11 protein-coding genes are annotated in these 20,719 nt (G+C 66.6%); 6 read left to right on the forward strand and 5 right to left on the reverse strand.

The window, feature by feature from the left end:
* Positions 1-177 precede the first annotated feature (177 nt).
* A complete protein-coding gene (locus BUC15_RS15875) occupies positions 178-1,338 on the reverse strand; it encodes a DUF2207 domain-containing protein (RefSeq protein ID WP_175558377.1) in 1,161 nt (386 codons plus the stop codon).
* A 53-nt stretch (positions 1,339-1,391) separates the two neighbouring features.
* Positions 1,392-1,601, reverse strand: a complete 210-nt coding sequence (locus BUC15_RS15880; RefSeq protein ID WP_073190135.1) for a hypothetical protein — start codon at positions 1,599-1,601, stop codon at positions 1,392-1,394.
* Positions 1,602-1,727: 126 nt separating this feature from the next.
* On the opposite strand from BUC15_RS15880, the gene BUC15_RS15885 reads away from it, so the two are divergent.
* Positions 1,728-2,153: a helix-turn-helix domain-containing protein gene (locus BUC15_RS15885; RefSeq protein WP_073190138.1), complete on the forward strand. Its 426-nt coding sequence runs from the start codon at positions 1,728-1,730 to the stop codon at positions 2,151-2,153.
* 22 nt (positions 2,154-2,175) lie between these two features.
* Here the strand turns inward: BUC15_RS15885 and BUC15_RS15890 are convergent, their stop codons facing one another.
* From BUC15_RS15890 to BUC15_RS15900, 3 genes are all read right to left on the reverse strand, one after another.
* The gene (locus tag BUC15_RS15890; protein WP_073190141.1) at positions 2,176-3,987 is read right to left on the reverse strand and encodes an ABC transporter ATP-binding protein; all 1,812 of its coding nucleotides are present in this window, start codon (positions 3,985-3,987) and stop codon (positions 2,176-2,178) included.
* A 146-nt stretch (positions 3,988-4,133) separates the two neighbouring features.
* Complete coding sequence (locus BUC15_RS15895) at positions 4,134-7,280, reverse strand: glycoside hydrolase family 84 protein (RefSeq protein WP_139280317.1); 3,147 nt, start codon at positions 7,278-7,280, stop codon at positions 4,134-4,136.
* 192 nt (positions 7,281-7,472) lie between these two features.
* On the reverse strand, positions 7,473-8,759 hold the full coding sequence (locus tag BUC15_RS15900) for a citrate synthase (RefSeq protein WP_073190150.1): 1,287 nt from the start codon (positions 8,757-8,759) through the stop codon (positions 7,473-7,475).
* A 1,123-nt stretch (positions 8,760-9,882) separates the two neighbouring features.
* On the opposite strand from BUC15_RS15900, the gene BUC15_RS15905 reads away from it, so the two are divergent.
* The 5 genes from BUC15_RS15905 (at position 9,883) to BUC15_RS15925 (ending at position 20,315) form a co-directional block, all read left to right on the forward strand.
* Positions 9,883-11,220, forward strand: a complete 1,338-nt coding sequence (locus BUC15_RS15905; protein ID WP_342741742.1) for an MFS transporter — start codon at positions 9,883-9,885, stop codon at positions 11,218-11,220.
* Between the two features lies 1 nt (position 11,221).
* Positions 11,222-13,798 (forward strand): DEAD/DEAH box helicase, encoded by a 2,577-nt coding sequence (locus tag BUC15_RS15910; RefSeq protein WP_084189670.1) that lies wholly within the window; start codon positions 11,222-11,224, stop codon positions 13,796-13,798.
* 325 nt (positions 13,799-14,123) lie between these two features.
* Positions 14,124-17,684, forward strand: a complete 3,561-nt coding sequence (locus tag BUC15_RS15915; protein WP_073190151.1) for a DUF5979 domain-containing protein — start codon at positions 14,124-14,126, stop codon at positions 17,682-17,684.
* Positions 17,685-17,821: 137 nt separating this feature from the next.
* Positions 17,822-19,294: a SpaH/EbpB family LPXTG-anchored major pilin gene (locus BUC15_RS15920; protein WP_073190152.1), complete on the forward strand. Its 1,473-nt coding sequence runs from the start codon at positions 17,822-17,824 to the stop codon at positions 19,292-19,294.
* 103 nt (positions 19,295-19,397) lie between these two features.
* Positions 19,398-20,315 carry a class C sortase gene (locus BUC15_RS15925; RefSeq protein ID WP_245788015.1) on the forward strand — a complete coding sequence of 306 codons (918 nt, stop codon included), beginning with the start codon at positions 19,398-19,400 and terminating at the stop codon, positions 20,313-20,315.
* Positions 20,316-20,719: the final 404 nt, after the last annotated feature.

The following is a 20,719-nucleotide window of genomic DNA, read 5'->3' on the forward strand; positions in this document are numbered from 1 at the left end:
CGGCTCAACCGGCGCGGGGCCCGGCTCAACCGGCGCGGGGCCCGGCTCAACCGGCGCGGGGCCCGGCTCAACCGGCGCGGGGCCCGGCTCAACCGTCGCACCGACCCGCCTCGACCGTCACCCGGCCCGGCTCGACCGTCGCGCCGACCCGGCTCGACCGACGTGCCGAACCCGCCGTCAGAAGTCGAAGTCGAAGTCCGAGATGAAGTCCCCGACGCCCTCGACGAACCCACCGATCCCCTCAGCCACGTCGCCCAAACCGCCCACCACGTCACCCAGGTCGAACAAACCGTCAAAACCGCCGTCGGCGAACATCGCCAGGTTGAAACCGATGTCGCTCGTAAGGTCCATCCAGATGAGCGAGTCGAGGATGTCCGGGCCACCGCTCAACTCGCTCGCCTGCGCGACCTCGCCGAACACCTTCGCCCAATGGTCGGCCACCCCGAACACCAGCGCGTACGGCAGGTAGCGACTGAAGATGCCGGCCGCCTCCTCAAAGCTGAACTGGTCGGCCTCGGCCGTCGCCAGGTACTTCTTGAACCCGAGCGACTGGACCATCGCCGCAGTCCCGAGCGCGGTCCGCGGCACCCGACGCTTCAACCGGCGGCTCGCGAACACCGCCCCGGCAACCAGGATCCCCGCCGAGAGCACCGTCCAGATCGACAACGACGACGCGAACATCAGCAGGCAGTAGCCGATCAGCGCGACGACGCCCAAGACCCCGAGACACCCCGCCGACGTCGACCGCGGGTCCTTCTCGTACCATCCGTTCGTGACGGTCTGGGCGTACAGCCGGTTCTGCAGGTCGCGAAGGTCGGCACCCCGGAACCGCGTCCAGTCGCTCATCAGAACGCCCTCGGATGGTTCCCCGATGGAGAACAGCGACCCAAGCAGCTGATCCTCGAACGGATCGAGCCGGTCGTCCGCCGGGCGCGGCTCGACCGCCGTGACCAACCAGTCCCTCGACTTCTTCTTCGGGTCGTTCTGCCGCGACGCGTCGACGTCGACGGCCTCGATTTGCACCCAGCCACGGACGGCCAGGTCGACGACGGTGGCGGTGATGTCTCGCATCTCGGCCTCGCCGTCCACGATCGTGCCGACCAGGCCCGGCCTCAGCCCCCGGGGCGGGGAGAACGCGACGGCGACCTCACCGGAATACTCCCTGCCGGGCTGCACCTTCGCCACCGGCGCGCTCTGCCCGAGCGGAGGCATCAGACCAGGGGTGAGGCCGACGAAGATGCGGTCGTGGAAGAACCGGTTGGCGACCGCGCCAACCGCGAACAACACGACGGCCACGAGGATCGCGATGGTGAGGAAGCCGATGTCAATGGTCGCCATGCGAACCATTGTGCACTGTCGGGGATAACGGGGGCGGGGGCCGACAGCCTGCGCTACCCGACGACCCTGGCCTTCGCGTCGGCCAGCCGCTGCGTGTAGTCGGGCAGGAATGCGTCGGCCACGACCGACTCGAGCGCCGCCTCCAAGTTCCAGAGGACGCGCTGCTCGGCATCGTCGTGGGGCAGGTCTTCTGCCTCATCGTGCATGTGCAGCCAGTGGAGCAGCACAAGTGCCTCGTCAGCGGTGAGCGAGATGTTGGTCATCGAGTGATCTTCCTGCGGGTCGCGCCGTCCGGGCAGCACCACAGCCTATCCGTGGATGAGGCCGCAACCGTGGTTGCGGTTATATGTGATTCGAATTACGCTTGCATCGGTAAGGAGATGACCCTGATGAAGCTGGATACATCGCGCGGACGAGTCATGGCCAACGACCGGGAGGTTGAGTTGGCTGCTCAGGTGCTCGCTGAGCTGTCATGTCCAGACGGGAGCCTGGCCGTATCCCGAAACCATGAGGTTTCAGAGGTGCCCGAAGAGATCGGGCGACTCCTTCAACATGTACTCGACGTCTTGGCGCGTGGTGGAACGGTCACGGTTGGAAGCATGCCTGCCGTCCTGACGACGACGACCGCTGCCGGGATACTGGGGATCTCGCGCCCGACACTGATGAAGCTGATCGACAAGGGGGAAATCCCGTCCCACAAGGTGGGATCGCACACGCGACTCAAGGCGGTTGATGTCTACTCGGCGCTGCGGGCGCGCCGCGAACGTGAGCGAGCCGCCTTCGCGGAGCTGATGGAATTGGATTACGACAGTTGAGCGCCCGACTCCGACGCGGTGCTTAGCGGACGATGTCGTAGCGGGCGAGCTTCGCCTTGTCAGCCCTGCTGCTTGAGCCCTGCAGCGCCAACAACTCGGCGTAGATCCCTCCAGTGGTGGCCAACTCCTCGGGGGTGCCCACCTCGTCGACCCGACCTTCGCGCAGCGTCACGATCCGGTCGACCGTCGAGATGGTCGACAACCGGTGCGCGATGATGATCGTCGTGCGGCCCTCCATCAACTCGTCGAGCCCTGCCTGCACCGCCCGCTCGGCCTTGGTGTCGAGGGAACTGGTGGCCTCGTCGAGGATCAGGATCGGCGCATCCTTCAGTAGCGCGCGCGCCACGGACAGCCGCTGTTTCTGCCCACCCGAGAGCTTGATGCCGCGCTCCCCGATCTCGGTGTCGAACCCGTCCTTCAGCCGTTTGATGAACCCGAGGGCGTTGGCGCGCCGCGCCGCCGTCTCGAGCTGTTCGTCGGTGACCGACTTGATCCCGTAGGCGATGTTCTCGCGGATGGTGCCGCTGAACAGGCTGGCGTCCTGGAACACGACGCCGACCTCGCGGCGCAGCAATTCCGACGGCACGTCCCGCACCGACTGGCCGTGTACCTCGACGGTGCCCGCCGTGGCCGGATACAGCTTCATCAGCAGGTTCACCAACGTCGTCTTGCCGCCCCCGGACTCGCCGACGAAGGCCACGCGTTCGCCCTTGTCGATCGCGAGGCTGATGTCCTTCAGGACGAGTTCGGTTGTGTCGCCATAGCCGAAGCTGACGCCGTCGAACGAGATGACGGGATTGTCGTCGCACCACTCGACGGTGGGCTGCTCGGCCCCCGATTCGGCCAGGTAGAGCGGGTTGTTCGGTTCGTCCAGCTCGGCCATCACCTTGAAGAACTCGTCGCTGCCCGCGATCGCGCGTTGCGTGGTATCGACCAGGTAGCTCATGCCCGTGACCGGCTGTTTGGCCATGTTCACCAGCTGGATCATCAGCACCATCACCCCGACGGTGAAGGCCCCCTGCGCCGTCTGCACGAAGAGGATCGCGTAGATCGCGAAGAAGACGACGTCCAGGACGGCGCGCCGCAGCGTGTCCATCCGGTGCCAGTACCCGGACTGCTTGACGGTGAGCCCGACGGCGTCGTCGAAGTGGCCGCTGAACCGGGCCAGCTCGCCACGTTCGGTGACGAACGACTTCACGACGCGCATCTGGCCTACGACCTCGGCGAACCTGCCGCCCGCGATGTCGTAGTGGTCGTTCTTGGCGTGCTCCCACACCAGCCACTTCTTCGACGTGAGCGCCGTCAACCACACAAACGTCGGGTAGATGACGATCAGGAGCACCGCCAGCCATGGCGAGTAGACCAGCGAGATCACCAGGATGGCGAAGACGGTGATCAGCATGGGGAAGAAGCTGTTGGAGAACATCTGGAGGAAGTCGGTGATCGAGGTGATCGACCGGTTCAGGCGGGAGATGATCGTGCCGGTGAGTTCGTTGTCGTAGTACCGCTGAGGCAGCCGAAGCAGCTTGTCGAAGTAGCGCCGCGACAGGATCGCCCGTAGCCGGACGGCCATCTGGTCCCCCAGGTAGCCGGTGGCGTTCGTCATCACCGAGTTGGCCAACGAGAGCCCAAGAAGGGCCGCCGCCAGCCAGACCAGCGTCGAGATCGACCCTCCGTTTCCCCCGACGATGCTGACGACGACGTCGGTCGCGCGGGCGATGACGAACGGGATCAGCAGCGCGGTTGCCGCGATGGCGACGGCCCCGACGATGATCCCGAGATAGAACCGCCACAGCTGCCTGGCGGTGCCGAGAATCCTGATTATGCTCCGCATCTGAAATTCCTCCCCGGGTAACTCTAGCCGTCTGCTTGGCCGAACCTGCCGACGCGTTGGCTGCCGATCCAGCTTCAACCGGCCCCAGACACACGAGGCGCCGTGGACCCCGAAAGGTTCACGGCGCCCGGCCGTCAAGTGATGGTTCAGCCGTTCCTGAACATCACGATGTTGTTGAATACCCACTTGTTCGATTGCGAGAACGTGTATCCGCCGCCAGGCTTCGCCGTGGCCGCGAAGACGGTCGTCCACGTGTACGAACGGCAACCGCCGCGACCGGTCTTAGCCGTGTCGCACTCGGTGTACCAGTTGCGACCGTCCGAGGCGGTCCAGGCCCCCGTGTGGCCCAGCGGGTTGTTCGCCCACTGCGCCCTGGTCATGTAGGGCAGGTAGGTCAGGTTGTTGAACGCCCAACCCTTCCTCACCTGGAATCCGCTCGACGTGCGGATCACGACGCTGGCCCAGATGTCGGCACGGCACCTCGTGGTCTGCGAGTACGACTGACAGGTGGTGCTCCACTGCCTTCCGTCGATGGTATGCAGCCCAGGCAGCGTGTACGGGGCCGACGGAGTGAACCCGGGCGGCGTCGGGGTGGGCGTCGGCGTCGGGGTAGGCGTCGGCGTCGGGGTAGGCGTCGGCGTTGCCGTCGGGGTTGGCGTCGGCGTCGGCTCAGGACCGACGAACGGCACCACGATGAACTCGGTCAACGCCACCTCGCCTGGCGAAAGGACGACACGGGCCGCGGTCACCGCACCCCGGACGTGCCCCTCGAACCACTGCCCGGAGGCGTCGCCGACCTTGACCCAATCACCGTCGACCTTGGCCTGGACCTCGCCGACGGCCGTGCCGAGCAGCCGGATCGTGGCGTCGGTCTGAGGCTCCGCCAACGTGCGGGTCACCGTGTCTCCGGCAACTGCCGTGCCGGTCAGGTCGGTCAGCAACGCTGCGTCGAACGCGGATGCGACGCTCGCGCCGTCGACGGTGGTCGCGACCTGGGCATCCGGGCCGAACACCCGGAACTCCCGAATCTTGACCCACTGACCGCCGGGGTTCGACGCCGTGGCGCGCAGCCGGACGTAGCGGGCCTGCGCACCCTCGGGGGCTCCCGCCGTGATCAGCGGCGAGTCGTCGAACTGGCCCAGCGAGGTCCACGCCTGACCGTCGGACGAGTACTCGAGTTCGGCGCGGTAGAACATGTCGGCACGGATCTCGTCACCGTCGGACTGGTGGACGGCGACTCCTCCGATGGGTTGCACCGACCCGAGGTCGACGGCAACGTAGTCGCCTGCCTGGGGCGCGGTGTTGGACCACCAGAGTGTGGACAGATCCCCGTCGACGATGCGGTCGATGGAGTTGGTCTGCCACTGCCCGAGCCGATCGCTCCTGGAACCGGTCGCAGGCAGCGGCACGGAGGTGATGGCCTCAGCACCTAGCTCTTCGAGGTAGGTCGAGTAGGCGCGGGTCAGGAAGGAGTCGAAGCGGCCGTCGCCGACCTTGGGCACATACTTGACCGGGTTCCCGGTCGGGTTCTCAAGCCCGGAGATCCGTTTGTTCGTGGTCGCCGCGGTGCGCAGGTCGCGCGATTCGAGGGCCGCAGCAGCCGCTGCAGGGCGGTCACCATCGACCTTTTCGAGCGCCGTGATTGCATTCTCGAGCGCCCCCGCCCATTCAGAAGCCGCCTCCAGCCACGGGAGGGTGTCGTCGTAGAACCCCTCCACGGCCATGGATTCCAAGGTATCGGGAAGGTCGACGATGATGGCGAGCCGGTCTCGGAGCGCCTGGGCGCCCGCTTCGTCGCCGCTTTCGTACGCGGCCCAGAACGCGGCGATGTCCGCGCCCAGTTCGGGGGCCTGCTCAGAGGTCGGCCGGTAGGGGCGCCAATCCTGGTTCAGGTCGACGAACACGTCGAGGGCCTCACGGACGACGGGGTCGTCGCCCGCCAGTTCATCGAGGATGCGCACCAGAGAGGCTTCGGGCTGGTAGGCCGGGCCGTTCCAGGTGTAATCGGCGTAGCCCGCCAGCGCGATCATCGACGCGTAGGACTGCACCATCGGGTTCGACGTGAACCCGGCGATGAGCTGGTACAGGTCGGCGTCGCGCCCCGTCAGCGGGTTGAGGAACAGCCGGTCGGGCTGCCCGTCGTTGACGGGGAAGTTGTCCCAGATGTAGAGGTTGTCGGTGTTGTACGAGACCTTCGCGGCCGCCACCGACGCCATGGTGATCTGGTCGGAGAAGACGCCCTCGCCCGTCCACTGGATCAGGATCGAGTCGTCGGTGCTGGTGCCGAACTGCTCCTTGTAGGCGTCGGGTCCGGAGCCGGCGTAGTTGGTCGGCACCGTCTGCAGAGGCCGGAGGTCGTGCGGGTTGATGAAGCCGTCGACGATGCGGTTTAGGTAGTAGGCCTGGCCCTCGGCGAGCTTGCGGAAGCCTGGGAGCGTGAACCTTTCGAGGTCCTGCGCGCACGTCAGGTAAGGCTCGATGTCGTCGAGGGCCACGTAGAAGCTGCTCACCCCGATCTGGCGGAGCTGCTCGAACTTCGCCTCGGTCGCCTCGTAATCGGCGTCCAGCGAGTAGCAGATGTCGTTGCCAGGCGAGAGCGCGTAGACGAACTCGACGTGGTTGGCGTTGGCCTCGTCGACGAGGTCCTTCAGCTGTTCCAGCTCCTCGGCGGGGTAGAGGTCGCGCCACTGGTATCGCAGGTACGGGTCGTCCTTGGGCGTGTAGATGTAGGTGTTCATCTTGTGCGCGCCGTAGAAGTCGAGCTGGTCGAGCCTGGCCTGGTGAGACCACGGGACTCCGTAGAAGCCTTCGATCGAGCCGCGGATCGACATCAGCGGCCAGTCGCGCACCTTCGCGGCGGCCATCGTCGAGCCCTGGATCAGCTGCCCGAACGTGTCGACGGAGTAGAAGAGCCCGCGGTCAGTTTTGCCTTCGAGCAGCACCGTCGGTCGACCCGAGACGACACCGTTGGCCACCACGTAGCCCTCTTCGTTCAGGTCGGTGGCTGGCTCGACCCCGAGCTGGGCAGCCAGGGCCTGGGTTTCGGCGTCGGTGACCGAAGCGACGATGACGGTGCCCGACGCGGGGGTGGTCGTCGACCAGGTGACGGTTGCGCCGGCGGCGGCGAGCACCTGGGTCAGTTCCCGCTTGGTTGGTGCGTCCACATCGGTGTCCGCGACGACGGTGACGGGCCCTGCAAGCTGGACAGGGGCACCCTCAGCGACGATCGATTGGGGGGTGGGAAGGACCTGGGGTGGTGCCGCCTGCGCTACCTGGGCCGGTAGCGCCGACAACCCCACCACCAACGACGCGACCGCACCGATCGTGATGAGTTTTTTTCATGGACAACCTCCTCGTTGTCCCTACAGCCAACCCGGAGTCGGCGGTCTTCGCTGCAAGTTCGGGGAAACTCGTCGGACGTATTGCGCGGATAGACAGACGGGAGCCCAGAGACCTCAGGTCTCTGGGCTCCCGTAAATGGGGGCTCAGCGCTCGTTGATCGGCGCGTAGTCGCGCTGACCAGGGCCGATGTAGATCTGCCGTGGGCGGCCGATCTTGCGTCCGGGCTCCGCGTGCTGTTCACGCCACTGGGCGATCCAGCCGGGCAGACGGCCTAGCGCGAACAGCGCGGTGAAGTGCTGCGCCGGGAAGCCCATCGCCTCGTAGATCAGGCCCGTGTAGAAGTCGACGTTCGGGTACAGCTTGCGCGAGATGAAGTAGTCGTCGTTGAGCGCCGCCTCTTCGAGCTCGAGCGCCATCTCCAGCAGGTGGTTCGAGGTGCCGGAGTTGCGCAGCAACCGGTCGGCGTGGCCCTTGATGATCTTGGCGCGCGGGTCGTAGTTCTTGTAGACGCGGTGCCCGAAGCCCATCAGCTTCACGCCGGACTTCTTGTCCTTGACCTGGGCCACGAAATCCTTGATGTTGAGGCCCTCCTTCGAGATCTCGCGGAGCATCTCGAGGACGGCCTGGTTGGCGCCGCCATGCAAGGGACCCGATAGCGCATGCACGCCCGAGCTCATCGACGCGTAGATGTTGGCGTCGGCCGAACCGACGAGCCGCACCGTCGAGGTGGATGCGTTCTGCTCGTGATCGGCGTGCAGGATGAACAGCGTCTCGAACGCGCGCACCACGTCGTCGTCGATCTCGTACTCCTCCTGAGGCGTGCCGAACGACAGCCGGAGGTAGTTCTCGACGTAGCCGAGCTTGGTCTGCGGGTACAGGAACGGGGCGCCGACCGAGGACTTGTAGGCGTAGGCGGCCAGCGTCGGCATCGAGCCGAGCAGTCGGAGGCTGGCCTCCTCGATCTGCGCCTGGTCGTGTACGTCGAGGGTGTCGCGGTTGAACGAGCCGAGCGCGGTCACGCCGGCGCCGAGAACCTGCATCGGGTGGGCGCCGCGCGGGAAGGCCCGGAACAGTTCGCGCATCCGCTCGTCGAGCATCATGCGGCGCGCGATCTTGCCGTTGAAGTCGTCAAGTTGCTGCTTCGACGGCAACTCGCCGTAGATCAGGAGGTAGGCGACCTCGATGAAGGTCGCCTTCTCGGCGAGCTGCTCGATCGGGTAGCCGCGGTACTGCAGGACGCCCTTGTCACCGTCGATGAAGGTGATCGAGGAGACGCATGAAGCGGTGTTGACGAAGCCGGGGTCGAGTGTGGTGACGCCTGTCGTGGAGAGAAGCTTCCCGATGTCGAGGCCGTTGTTGCCCTGGGTCGCTTCCACCGTCGGCAGCGGTAGTTCGGCATCCCCGTACTTGAGGACTCCGCTTTCGGTCATACGATTGGCCTTTCTCTGGTGCCGGGCGACCGCCGTGGGCGCCCAGTGAGCCTGTGCTCGGCTGTACGAGACCCCACCATACCAACGCTCCGCGAAGGTCGCCCCGAGCGTTCACCCTGTCTCACTGGCTTGGACGCGGGTCGGGATGGACCGGTATAGGGGTGTGGGGGTGGGGGAGGGGCTGTGGTCGAGTGGGGCGTTGAGCACTATTCGGGGTTCGCTGGGGATTTGAACGTAAAAGTCGGTCCTTTTGGGCATCGAGTCCTGGATAGTGCTCAAGTCGTTGGGGTGGCGGGGCGGGGCGTCGGGCGGCCAGGGTCAGAGTCGGCCGACGTCGGTGGGGCTGTGGTCGCGTCGGGCGTTGAGCACTATTCGGGGTTCGTGGGGGGTTTGAACGTGAAAACAGGTCTTTGTGGGCATCGAGTCCTGGATAGTGCTCAAAGTCGGCGGGACGTGGTGTCGACGGCGGCGTCCACAGGGTGACGGCGGGACGGCGTCGGCTGGACGGCGTCTGCTGGACGTGGCGTCGGTGGGACGGGGGCGTTACAGGGGGGCTTGTCGTCGTCACCAGGGTTGTCTGGAGGTTACCAGGGGTTTGTCGTCGTCACCAGGGTTGTGTGGCGGTTACCAGGGGTATGTCTGGATACCTGCTGTATACCGCTGGTGTCGAGAGTTTTCACTGGTGTCGCAGGTCTAGCTGGACTGGGATGGACGAGTGACTGGGCCGTGGCGCGCGTCGTTGATCGTCGAGGATCGGCCAGTGGTCGGTTTGCCTTCGTCCTGCGTCGAGGATCGGCCAGTGGTCGATTTTCCTTCGTCCTGCGTCGAGAATCGGCCAGTGGTCGATTCTCCTTCGTCCTGCGTCGAGGATCGGCCAGTGGTCGATTTTCCTCCGCTCGGCGTCGAGAACCGCCCCCCAGGCACCCTCGCACCCCCACCCGACGCCGAACTACGCCAAACGGTTTTGGAGCCACGGCCCATCCGACGCCCAACGGTTCTGGAGCACCCACGGCGCCCCCATCCGACGCCCAACGGTTCTGGAGCCCCCATGACGCCCCCACCCCATGCCCACCGGTTCTGGATGCAACACGGCAACCTCATCCCCACCTTGTAGGTTTGGCCCGTGAGCAGCACGCCCGAGACGGCCATGCCGGAATCCGCCCTCGCCTCATCCGCAGCCCCGACCCGCAAGGTTCTCGCCTGGGCCATGTGGGACTGGGGTACCCAGCCATTCGCCAGCGTCATCACCACCTTCGTCTTCTCCGTCTACCTGGTGAGCAGCGCGTTCGGCGACAAGGACACGCTCACCCAGCAACTCGCCTGGGCAACCGCCGCCGGGGGAGTCTTCATCGCCCTTCTCGCCCCAGTGCTCGGGCAGGGCTCCGACCGGCGCGGACGGCGGATGTTTCACCTCCGCCGGCAGACGTGGCTGCTTGCAGTCGTCTCAGCCGCCATGTATTTCGTCGCCCCCGAACCTGGCTACTTCTGGCTCGGCGCGGTCCTGCTGGTCGGCGGCAACGTCGTCGCCGAGATCGCCAACGTCAACTACTACGCCGCGATCGACCAGGTGTCGACGTCCCGCAACGTCGGCCGGGTCAGCGGGCTCGGCTGGGGTCTCGGCTACCTTGGCGGCATCACCATCCTGCTGCTGATCATCGTCGTCCTCGGCTCCGACTTCTCCGCCGAAGACGTCCGTTTCGCGATGCTGATGTGTGGGGCGTGGACGGTGCTGTTCACCATCCCGATCTTCCTGGCGCTCAAGGACCGCAAGCCGAGCGCCCCCGTCGAGTCGCTCGGCGTCATCGGCTCGTACCGACGACTTTTCGAGTCGATCGCCGGACTCTGGCGCACCTCCCGCAACACCCTCTACTTCCTGCTCGCCTCGGCCCTGTTCCGCGACGGACTGGCAGGCGTCTTCACCTTCGGTGGAGTGCTCGCCGCGGGCACGTTCGGTTTCGAGTTCAGTGAGGTGGTGATCTTCGGGGTCGCCGCCAACGTCGTCGCCGGCCTGTCGACCATGGCGTTCGGGCTCCTCGACGACAAACTCGGGCCCAAGACCGTCATCCTGATCTCGCTGGCTTCGCTCGTGCTCCTCGGCACAGGCGTCTTCGTGTTCCACGACAGCGGAAAGTCGGCATTCTGGGTGCTTGGGCTCGCGATGTGCCTGTTCGTGGGGCCGGCGCAGTCGGCAAGCCGCAGCTTCCTCGCCCGCATGATCCCGGCCGGGATGAGCGGCGAGATCTTCGGGCTGTATGCGACGACGGGTCGCGCCGTCAGTTTCCTGTCGCCGCTCCTTTTCGGCCTCGGCATCGGGCTGGGGGCCCTGGTGCTCGGCGGCTCGGAGGCGCAGACGCAGCACTGGGGCATCCTCGGCGTGGTGCTGGTGCTCCTGGCTGGGCTTGTGGTCATCACCTTCGTCAAGGAGCCACCGCGGCACGTCGAAACCGCTGTGACGAGCTAATATGGTGGAGTGGCGACGGCACCAGCGTGAGGCGCTCGACGCCATCGCCGCCTCGCCCGACGACCGGCACTGGGTCGTCCTCCCACCCGGCGCGGGCAAGACCATGGTCGGTGTGGGTGCCGCGGCGAGGCTCGAGCGACCCGTCGTCGTGTTCGCACCCAACATCGCGATCGTTGGGCAGTGGCGTGCCGCATGGGTTGGAGCCACCGGGGAGGCCGCCACCTCTGAGCGCGACCTCCCGACCGGGTTCACCGCCCTCACCTATCAGTCGCTGGCCGTGTTCGACCCCGAATCCGACGATGCCTCCGCCAAGGCGCGGCTGCATCCGAACGGGGCGGCGCTCGTCGAACGGCTGCATGCCGCCGGGCCGATCACGCTCGTGCTCGACGAATGCCATCACCTCATGGAGGTTTGGGGCGACCTGCTCGACGAGGTCATCGCCGACCTGCCCGACGCCGTCGTCATCGCCCTGACGGCGACACCCCCGGAACTGCTCACCGCGACGCAGGCGGAACGGGTCGGGCGGTTGTTCGGGTCGATCACCTACCAGGCGGGCATTCCCGCGCTGGTCGCAGAGGGTGACCTCGCCCCGTTCGCCGAGCTGGCCTGGTTCTCGATGCCGTCGGCCCGCGAGGAGGAATGGCTCGCGGCCCGCGCCGTGCGGGCCTCGGAACTGGTCGCTGAGCTGACCCGGGTCGACGCCGTCGACCTGCCGCTGCTGACCTGGGTCGCGCTGAGCTCCTGGCGCGACCTGACCCCCGAGGTCGCCGACGCCGTCGTCCGGCTCGCGCTCGCCGGGCACCTCGACCTGCCCGACGGCGCCCACGTCGCCGAGAGACACCGCAGGGACGTCGCCCTCGCCGACTGGCTGCTGGTGGCCGACGGCTGGCTCCGGTCCCTGGCCGACGGCGGCCCCACCGATCGCGCGTTCGGGCGACGCGTCGCGGCACTGCTGCCAGGCGTCGGACATCGAATGACCAGGTATGGCATCCGGCCTGGTCAGCCGCTGGTCGACCGGGTTCTCAGCCGAAGCGCGTCCAAGGCCGCGGCGGCCGCGGAGATCGTCGCGGCCAGCGTCACCGACGACCCGGATGCCCGGCTGCTGGTGCTCACCGACCACGCGACGGCAACGACCTTGCCCGCCGACCTCGACGGCGTGCTGGAGCCGCAGTCGGGGTCGGCACGGTGGGTATTGGAGACGCTGGTCGCCGACGAGCGGGTCCGACGCGTCCGCCCCATCGCGGTGACCGGTTCAAGCATCGGCGCCGACGCGGCCGTGCTGCGTCAACTGCTCCCCGACGAGCCCATCGAGGCGACCGAGGGGGTCGTGGTGCTGGAGGGAGGTGCCGCGCCCAGGTGGCTGCGGGCCGCCACCGACGCCTTGAACCGCGGCTGGACCCGCTGCCTCGTCGGCACCCGGGGACTGCTCGGCGAGGGCTGGGACGCCACTTCCGTCACCGGCGTCGTGGACCTCACCACCGCAACGACGTCGACGGCGATCGTGCAGACCCGCGGCCGGTCGCTGCGCACCGATCCTCGGCGCCCAGGCAAGGTGGCCGTCAACTGGACCGTGACCTGTGTCGCGCCCGGGCGACCCCAGGGCGATGCCGACTACCGCCGCCTGGTGCGCAAGCACGACGGCTGGTTCGCCGTCGATGAGGAGGGTGACGTCGTCGACGGCGTCGCACACCTGGATTCGCGGCTGAGCCCGGACCGGCCGCCGTCCGAACTGGGGGAACTCAATGCCCGGGCGCTTGCGCGGGCCTCCGGGGCCGAGGCGATCCGCGCGGCTTGGGATGCCGTCGACCCCCTGCGGGAGCATCCGGTCGCGACGCTGCGGGTACGCGGCGACCGCGCCCCAGCCCCGATCATCGCACGCCCCGAACCGCCGTCGAGGACGACGCGGCTCAGGCCGCTCGCGCTGCCTGCCGCGGTGATGGCCGTGGCCGGGTTGGCGGGGTGCCTCGGGCTCCTCGGGTCGCTTCCGGTGCTGGCGCTGCTACTCATCCTGGCCACGCTCGGGGGGGTGGAGTTGCGCTCCGCCGCCGCCCGGAACCGGCAGGCAGTGCTGCTGGAGCCGTCGATCTCCGACTACGCGCGGGCCGTCGCCGAGGCCCTACAAGAGGCCGGGTTCTCGCCGGTGGGTGCGGAGGCGGTGGTCGTGGAGGTCGCTGCGGACGGCGGGACCAGGGTCCGGTTGGAACCTCGGTCAGGTGCGACCCTGGAGGAGGAGGTGACCGGGTTGTTCACCACGGCGCTCTCCGAGGTGCTCGGCCAGATCGAGCAGCCGCGGTACCTGATCGACCGGCCCGCCTGGGACGGCGTCGCGCCCCGCTGGCGCGACGCGCTCGGACCGCCGCGCCCGGATCGCCGGGTGTGGCACCAGGTGCCTGCGCTGTTCGGATCGTCGCGGAAACTGGCCGACGGTTTCGCGGAGGCGTGGCGGCGCCACGTCGGCCCCGGACGGTCGGTCTACGTCGGCACCCCGGAGGGCGCTGGCCTGCTGCGGGCGCTTCGTTGGTCGTCGCCGTTCGGTGATTCCGCGGGCCTCACGCTGGTCGAGCGGCGCCACTGGTAGGGCCCTGCGGAGGCCTCTCGGACGACGAAGTGGGACACTTGTACCACATCGGGGCGGGTTCGGGAGCAATATCACAAAAAGATGGAATCGGGGTTGCGCGGGGTCGAAGGGCTCGGCTACGGTCGGCCTCAAGGGTTTGGCGGAGGGGTTTCGCCTATCCCGACACATTTGTCTGAAATACACAATCGAATACAGGTCAGCTCCGCCGTTCAGTGGAGTTTGCCGGTAGTCGAAGGCCCACCGTTTGGGCTAAGTGCCGGATAGACACATGTTTGTAGTGCAAATTTGGGGGATATGCATGTACAGAAGTAGTTTTCGACGTCTCGTGACGCGTACCGTCAGCGGCGTGGGGGTGATGGCCCTCGCGCTGGGTATGGGCAGTGTGGCCTTCGCTGAGACACCAACACCAACTCCGACCGCAGCCGATGAGGCGTCGCTGGTCACCACGACGCCGTCACCGTTGTCAGAGATCGCAGAGCTGTTCAACGACGAGGCCACGCCGGGCCTGGAAGAGACTCCGGTCGTCGAGGAAGCTCCCGCCGTCGAAGAAACGCCGGTAGTCGAGGTAACACCCGAGGCGCGGGAGAGCGCCAGCGCGGCGCCGTCTGCGGAGCCGGAGGTGAAGCTTCCAGCGGAGTCGACCGAGGACGAGGCGACGGTGGAGGCGCCGGTCGCGACGGCCGATCAGTGGCTCGCCGGGGATGCGAAAGCAGAGGCTGGCGCGGTCATGCCGATGGCGGTCGGCCCGGATGGCGGAACCGCTCCGTACGTGTACTGGGATGTCCGGGACACGGATGGGAACCTGGTTTCCGGGGCGACCTTCCAGTTCGAGGCGCGGGTGCAGTCATCATCTCGGCCATCCTCGTGGAGCTGGAACACGGGCAACAATGCCAGCGCGATCAATGACTGCGATGGCACGTGTTCCACGAACAACGACGGCGACTCCCTCGACCGTGATGCGGACGGCGGTGAATGGTTGCTCGAGCACCGCGGCACAAACCCCAACGGTAACAACCGGATCGCGGCTGGAAGTAACTACCGCGTCAGCCAGGTCACCGCACCGGCCGGGTACAAGTGGGCGGTCACCGGCAAGAACACCAAGACAATCAACACTGCGAACAGCAACGCCGGCACCTGGAACAACGGCAACGGGACCAACACCCACAACTTCGGCTCCTTTGCGGTCGAGAAGATCGCGACGGCACCCATGTGCACCGCCGGCTACATCTACAGTGTTCAGAGCAGCGGTCAGATGAAGCAGATCGCACCCAACCGCACCGTGACAGACATGGGAAGCGTGCCGTCCACTGGTGGTACCTTCAACGGTCTGGGGATCGGGTACGGCGGCCAGCCTGTGTTCGCATACGCGCGCAGTGGCACCGAAAACTCGGACTCCAAAGTCTCGATCTACAAGTACGACGTCACGACTGGTACCTGGACGGACACCAACCACAACGTGGACTCGAACACAGGAAACCCGAGCCGTTCGGTGACGTTCGTTGCGGGTGCTGTGAACCTGGACACCGGCAGGTACTTCCTCGGCGGCTACAGCGGCGACGGTGCCAACCGCGTCTTCCGGCTCTGGGAGTACAACCCCGCCACGAACGCCTCGGTGTACAAGGGCTACATCAGCGCCACTGGTGACGGCGTTGCCAACGGTGACATCGCCTTCGATGCCCAAGGCAACCTGTTCGTCATCCGCGGCGCGGGAAGCACTACAACGATCTACAGCGTCACGGCGGCCAACCTCGCCGCCGCCAACGGTGGCCTGATCACCTCCGCGCCCTCAACGGCCGTGAGTGGCACCACGAGTAACGTCAATGGTGTCGCGTTCGATTCCAGCGGCAAGGGCTTCCTTGGGAGCGGCGGGACCCTGCAGAGCTACAACATGCCCGGTTGGTCCGGCCAATCGACCGTCACCTCTGGTCTTGTCAACAGCACCGACCTCGCGTCGTGCGGTTCACCGCCCACGATCACCATCGAGAAGGAAATCATCGGCGGTCGGGTGAACACGAACGACCAGTTCCACCTAACGCTCAACCAGGGCAGCACCCTGCTCGGCGAGGCGACCACCACCGGTACCGCTATCGGCGTTCAGGGGGAACGCGTCGGCCCACTGCCGACCGTCCGTAACGTCGCTTTGAACTTCGCAGAGTCTGGGGCGAACGGCGCCAACCTGAACAACTACGCATCGGCCTACCAGTGCACCGTCACCTACACGGACGGCACCGTGGAGAACCTCCAGCAGGTCAACGGAGCCTCGGGCTCCATCACGATCCCGACGACAGGTGATGCCGTTCGGTGCGTGTTCCGGAACTCGCCGTTGGTCGCGAACGTGACGATCAACAAGCAGGTAACTGACGCGCTCGGGTTGAACCCGCAGCCTGACTCCGGCTGGACGGTGGGAGCCACCACGACGGCTACCACCGGCACGGCTACCCAGGCTCCGACCGCGGCGACCCAGACGACAAATGTCGCTGGCAACGCCGATTGGAAGGTCACCTTCGGGGCGTATGCTCACCGTGCGACGGTGACGGTCTCAGAGACCGTTACCAGCAAGCCCGGCTACCAGTTCCTCAGCGGGCAGTGCGTCGTCACCGGGCTGGACGGCTCGACGGCGACCACCGAACTGACGGGGCCGAACGCGACCGCGTTGACCGGCGTCAAGCCGGGCGATCAGGTCAACTGCAGCTACGTGAACAAGCCGATCCCCGGCGCTCTGGCGATCACCAAGGCGTTCGACTCCTCGGTCCCGAGCGGATCCGGCAATATCGAGTTCACCGGCGCGTACTCTTGCGTCCTTCCGGCTGGCAGCAGCACCGTGGTCGCCTCGGGCACCTGGACCCGCGATGGCGAAGGGCCGGCCACGCTGACCCCCGCCGTCGGGACGCCTGCGGCGAACCAGATCCCCGCCGGAGCAAGCTGCTCCGCGACGGAGAACCAGCCGACGGGCAGCACCGGGCTACCGAACTCCTCGTACGAATGGGACACCTACTCGGTGAGCGACCCCGTCACGATCGTCGCCAACCAGACCGGCACCGTCACGGTGACCAACAAGGCTAAGCGCGTCTACGGGAACTTCTCGGTGACCAAGGTCGTTCCGGAGGGCAGCGTCGTCGCAGAAGGCATGAAGTTTGGCGGTAACTGGACCTGCACGCTCGGCACCGCGCCAAACGTTGAAACCAAGACGGGCACCTGGGGCCCGGTCGCGCCGGGAGCCACCTGGACGTCGACCGACGCCGCCCAGATCCCGCTCGGAGCGAACTGCACCGCGACCGAGACCGACCGTGCAGCCAACCCGGTCACCGACGGTTCGCACGTCTGGGACGGCGACCCAGTGGTAACGCCGGAGAACGGCGTGGCGGCGACCAACGAGGCCACTGTGAACCTCATTACGGTGACCAACAAGACCAAGCCGGTCCCGGGCGCCGTGACGTGGGAAAAGGTCGACGACGCGCTCTTGGCGGCTCACCTTGAGGGATCGGAGTGGAAGATCGTCGGCCCCGACCCGGCCACCACCGAAGTGCCTGTCACCGACTGTGTGGCCGACGACGCCGCGGGCTGCGCCACGGCCACCGATACCGACCACCGAGCCGGCTACTTCAAGGTCACAGGCCTCGCCTGGGGCAGCTACCAGCTCGTGGAAACCAAGGCCCCAGCCGGTCACTACCCGATCGAAGATCCGCTGGACTTCGTCATCGATAGCGGCTCGCTAGAGCCTTCACTCGGAAAGATCGTGAATCCCCGGATCGACGGCCCCGTTCTGCCGTTGACCGGCGGGATCGGACGCGACGCCTTCTTCATCGCGGGCCTCTCCGTCCTGGTGCTCGGCCTGGGGGCCGTCGGCGCCACACGGATCCGCAACCGCCGCAGGGAGGTCGCCTGAGGCAACGCGAGATGAGTCACCACCAGCCAACGTCCATGGCCCCGGCAACCGCCGGGGCACCACGAAACAACAACACTCAAACAGTTGGAACCCGCATTGCCGCACAGGGGGCAAGGGTAAGAAAGGAACCACCAGAAATGGGTAAGAACACAGCGCTTCGGCGCTTCGCGGCCGGGGTCGGGGCAGTCGCCCTCGGCCTGGCCGGAACCCTCGCGATGACGCAGACCGCCTCGGCCGACGTAAGCAATGTCGGCCCGGATCAGCCGGAAGCGCCCACCCAGGGCACACTCACCATCAACAAGTACGCGGGTAGCCACACCGCCACGCCAAACCCGGAGGACCTGCTCGACGGCGTCGAGTTCACCGTCACCCAGGTAGGGCGCGATGTCGGTGGGGTCTGCACGGCGATCGACCTCACAGATGCCGCGCAGTGGACCGGACTCGACACGCTGTTCGCTTCCGCACCTGCGACCCCGGCTGCACCGTTCTGCCTGACCACGGTCGCGCAGGATGACGTCACCGTCGACGGCCAGGTGGTCTTCGACCTAAACGTGGGCATCTACTTCGTCCAGGAGACCGACCCGGGTGACAACCCGATCGTTTCCGCGGTCCCGAACTTCTACGTCTCCATCCCGACCTCGAATGGTGAGGAGGGGGACGGCTGGAACTACAATGTGGTTGCCGACCCGAAGAACCAGCTCATGGAAGGCCCGACCAAGACCATCGAAGGCCAGCCTTCCGGTCTGGTTGTCGGTAGCAACGTGACCTGGCCCATCAGTGTCCCGATCCCGACGCTCAACAACAACGACACATTCGACACCGCGTCCATCTACGACACGCTCGATTCGCGCCTCACCTACGTCTCCTCGACGCTGAGCGTCGGCGGCACCGAACTCGTCGAGGGCACCGACTACAACGTTTCCGGCAACGTCGTCTGGACCTTCACCGAGGAGGGGCGCGCCATCCTGGACGCGAACCACGGCGGCATCATCTCCGTGTCGCTGGTCACCCGCGTCGACGGCGAGTTCGAAAACGGCGACATTCCCAACAACACCTACGGCAGCGAGTTCAACGGCGCCAGCGTTCCCGGCGAGAAGATTCCCCACACCTACTGGGGCCAGCTCTCCATCCTGAAGAGCGACGACTCCACCCCGGTGAAGGCCCTTGAGGGCGCCCAGTTCCAGGTGTTCCTGCCGAACGCAGCCGGCACTTGTGAAGCCACCGCTCCTGCCACCGGTTCTATCGCGACCGGCACCTCGGATGAGGATGGCGTTGTCATCTGGGCGGGCGTCACGCCTAGCAGCCCGCTCGGCCTGTGGGTCGCCAACAGCCCTGACGGCCCGATCGCCAACCCGAGCAAGAACTACTGCGTCTACGAGACCGTCGCCCCTGCAGGCCACACCGCCAGCACCGCCGGCCAGCTCGTGACCATCGTTCCGGGTGTCGAGAGCGTCAACGAGATCACGGTCGTCAACCAGAAGAAGGACGGCCCTGACCTCCCTCTGACCGGTGCCGAGGGCACGCTCGCAATGACCGTCGGTGGTCTGCTCCTCGTCGGTGCAGGCGCTGCCGCGATCATCGTGTCGCGTCGTCGTCGCACCGCTGCCTGATCCGTTAGGCACCTGATCCGGTAGGTCGGATCACCCACTGGCGGCGGCGCCCATGGCGCCGCCCCCAGTACCATGTCCAGCAGACGGAAGGAACCGATTCCCAGTGAGCACCCTCACCGAAGAACCCGTGCCCAGTGCCGCCCCGCGGTGTCGTTGGCGGTTCCCCTGGGTGTCCGCGATCGCGGCGCTGGTGATCCTGGCCGGCACCTGCGTCTTCCTCTACCCGTACGCGGCCTCCTGGTTTTCGCAGAAGGAACAGTCACGCGTCACGGAGGTGGCGATGGAATCGATGGCGCAGCCGCCGAACAACGATGAGTTGAAGCGCGCCCAGCTGCTTGAGCGTGCCCACGCCTACAACGAGGCGCTGGCGTCCGGGGCGGTGTTCCGGGCGAACGAGAGCGTCGCCACCGGTGACGGCAGGTCGAGCGACGAATCCTTCGTCTACGAGGACATCTTGTCGGTGACCGACGGTGGTTTCATGGGTCGCCTGCGCTACGACGCACTAAACATCGACCTGCCCATCTACCACGGCACTGCGGACGAGACCCTGGCGCGCGGTGTGGGTCACTTGGAGGGCACGTCGCTGCCGGTCGGCGGCGTCGGGACACGTTCGGTGCTGACCGCTCACCGGGGCCTGCCGGAGGCGACTCTGTTCAACGATCTGGATAAGGCGAAGGTCGGCGACACGTTCACCGTTTCGGTGCTCGACCAGGTGCTGACGTATCGGGTCTTCGAGACGCAGGTGATTGAGCCGGACCAGACGAAGGCGATCCTGGCTGACCCGGACCGTGACATGGTCACGCTGGTCACCTGTACTCCGCTGGGGATTAACAGCCATCGGATCCTGGTGACGGCTGAGCGGATCACCCCGACGCCGATCGAGGACGTAGTGAAGGCGGCTGACCCGCCGAACCTGCCGGGCTTCCCGTGGTGGGCGGTCGTGTTGGGTGGCGTCGTGGTGGTGCTGTCGTTGTATGTGTGGAGGTCGGGCTACCCGGGTAGGCGCCGCGTCGCCGGTTGAACCGTTGGGCGCTGGTTGAGCCGCCCGGTGAGTTCTGCGAGCTGGCGTGTCGAAACCTCCTTGCGCTGGTTGAGCCGCCCGGCGAGTTCTGCGAGCAGGCGTGACGAAACCTCCTGGCGCTGGTTGAGCCGCCCGGCGAGCTCTGCGAGCAGGCGTGACCAAACCCTCTGGCGCACGGTGCAGGGTGCTGGCCACGGGTCCCGAGACGACGCTCGCTTTGGCTTAACATCGCGATGTTGGTTCGTCCATGAACGAACATCGCGATCCTAAGGCGCGCGAACCTTTGGGCGAGTCTGTGGGGATGGTCGCGTTGGTTTCGTCACGGTCCCCGGCGCTTCGCGCGGTGGGGACCGGCTCAACCGGCGGCTGGTTGAGCCGCCCGGCGAGCTCTGCGAGCAGGCGTG

It is taken from the genome of Tessaracoccus bendigoensis DSM 12906 (assembly GCF_900141915.1).
In the GTDB taxonomy this organism is placed as follows: Bacteria; Actinomycetota; Actinomycetes; order Propionibacteriales; family Propionibacteriaceae; genus Arachnia; species Arachnia bendigoensis.

Coding starts and splice junctions, on each gene's coding strand:
- BUC15_RS15875 (WP_175558377.1), bottom strand. CDS start 1,338: ATGGCGACCATTGACATCGGCTTCCTCACCATCGCGATCCTCGTGGCC.
- BUC15_RS15880 (WP_073190135.1), bottom strand. CDS start 1,601: ATGACCAACATCTCGCTCACCGCTGACGAGGCACTTGTGCTGCTCCAC.
- BUC15_RS15885 (WP_073190138.1), top strand. CDS start 1,728: ATGAAGCTGGATACATCGCGCGGACGAGTCATGGCCAACGACCGGGAG.
- BUC15_RS15890 (WP_073190141.1), bottom strand. CDS start 3,987: ATGCGGAGCATAATCAGGATTCTCGGCACCGCCAGGCAGCTGTGGCGG.
- BUC15_RS15900 (WP_073190150.1), bottom strand. CDS start 8,759: ATGACCGAAAGCGGAGTCCTCAAGTACGGGGATGCCGAACTACCGCTG.
- BUC15_RS15910 (WP_084189670.1), top strand. CDS start 11,222: ATGGTGGAGTGGCGACGGCACCAGCGTGAGGCGCTCGACGCCATCGCC.
- BUC15_RS15920 (WP_073190152.1), top strand. CDS start 17,822: ATGGGTAAGAACACAGCGCTTCGGCGCTTCGCGGCCGGGGTCGGGGCA.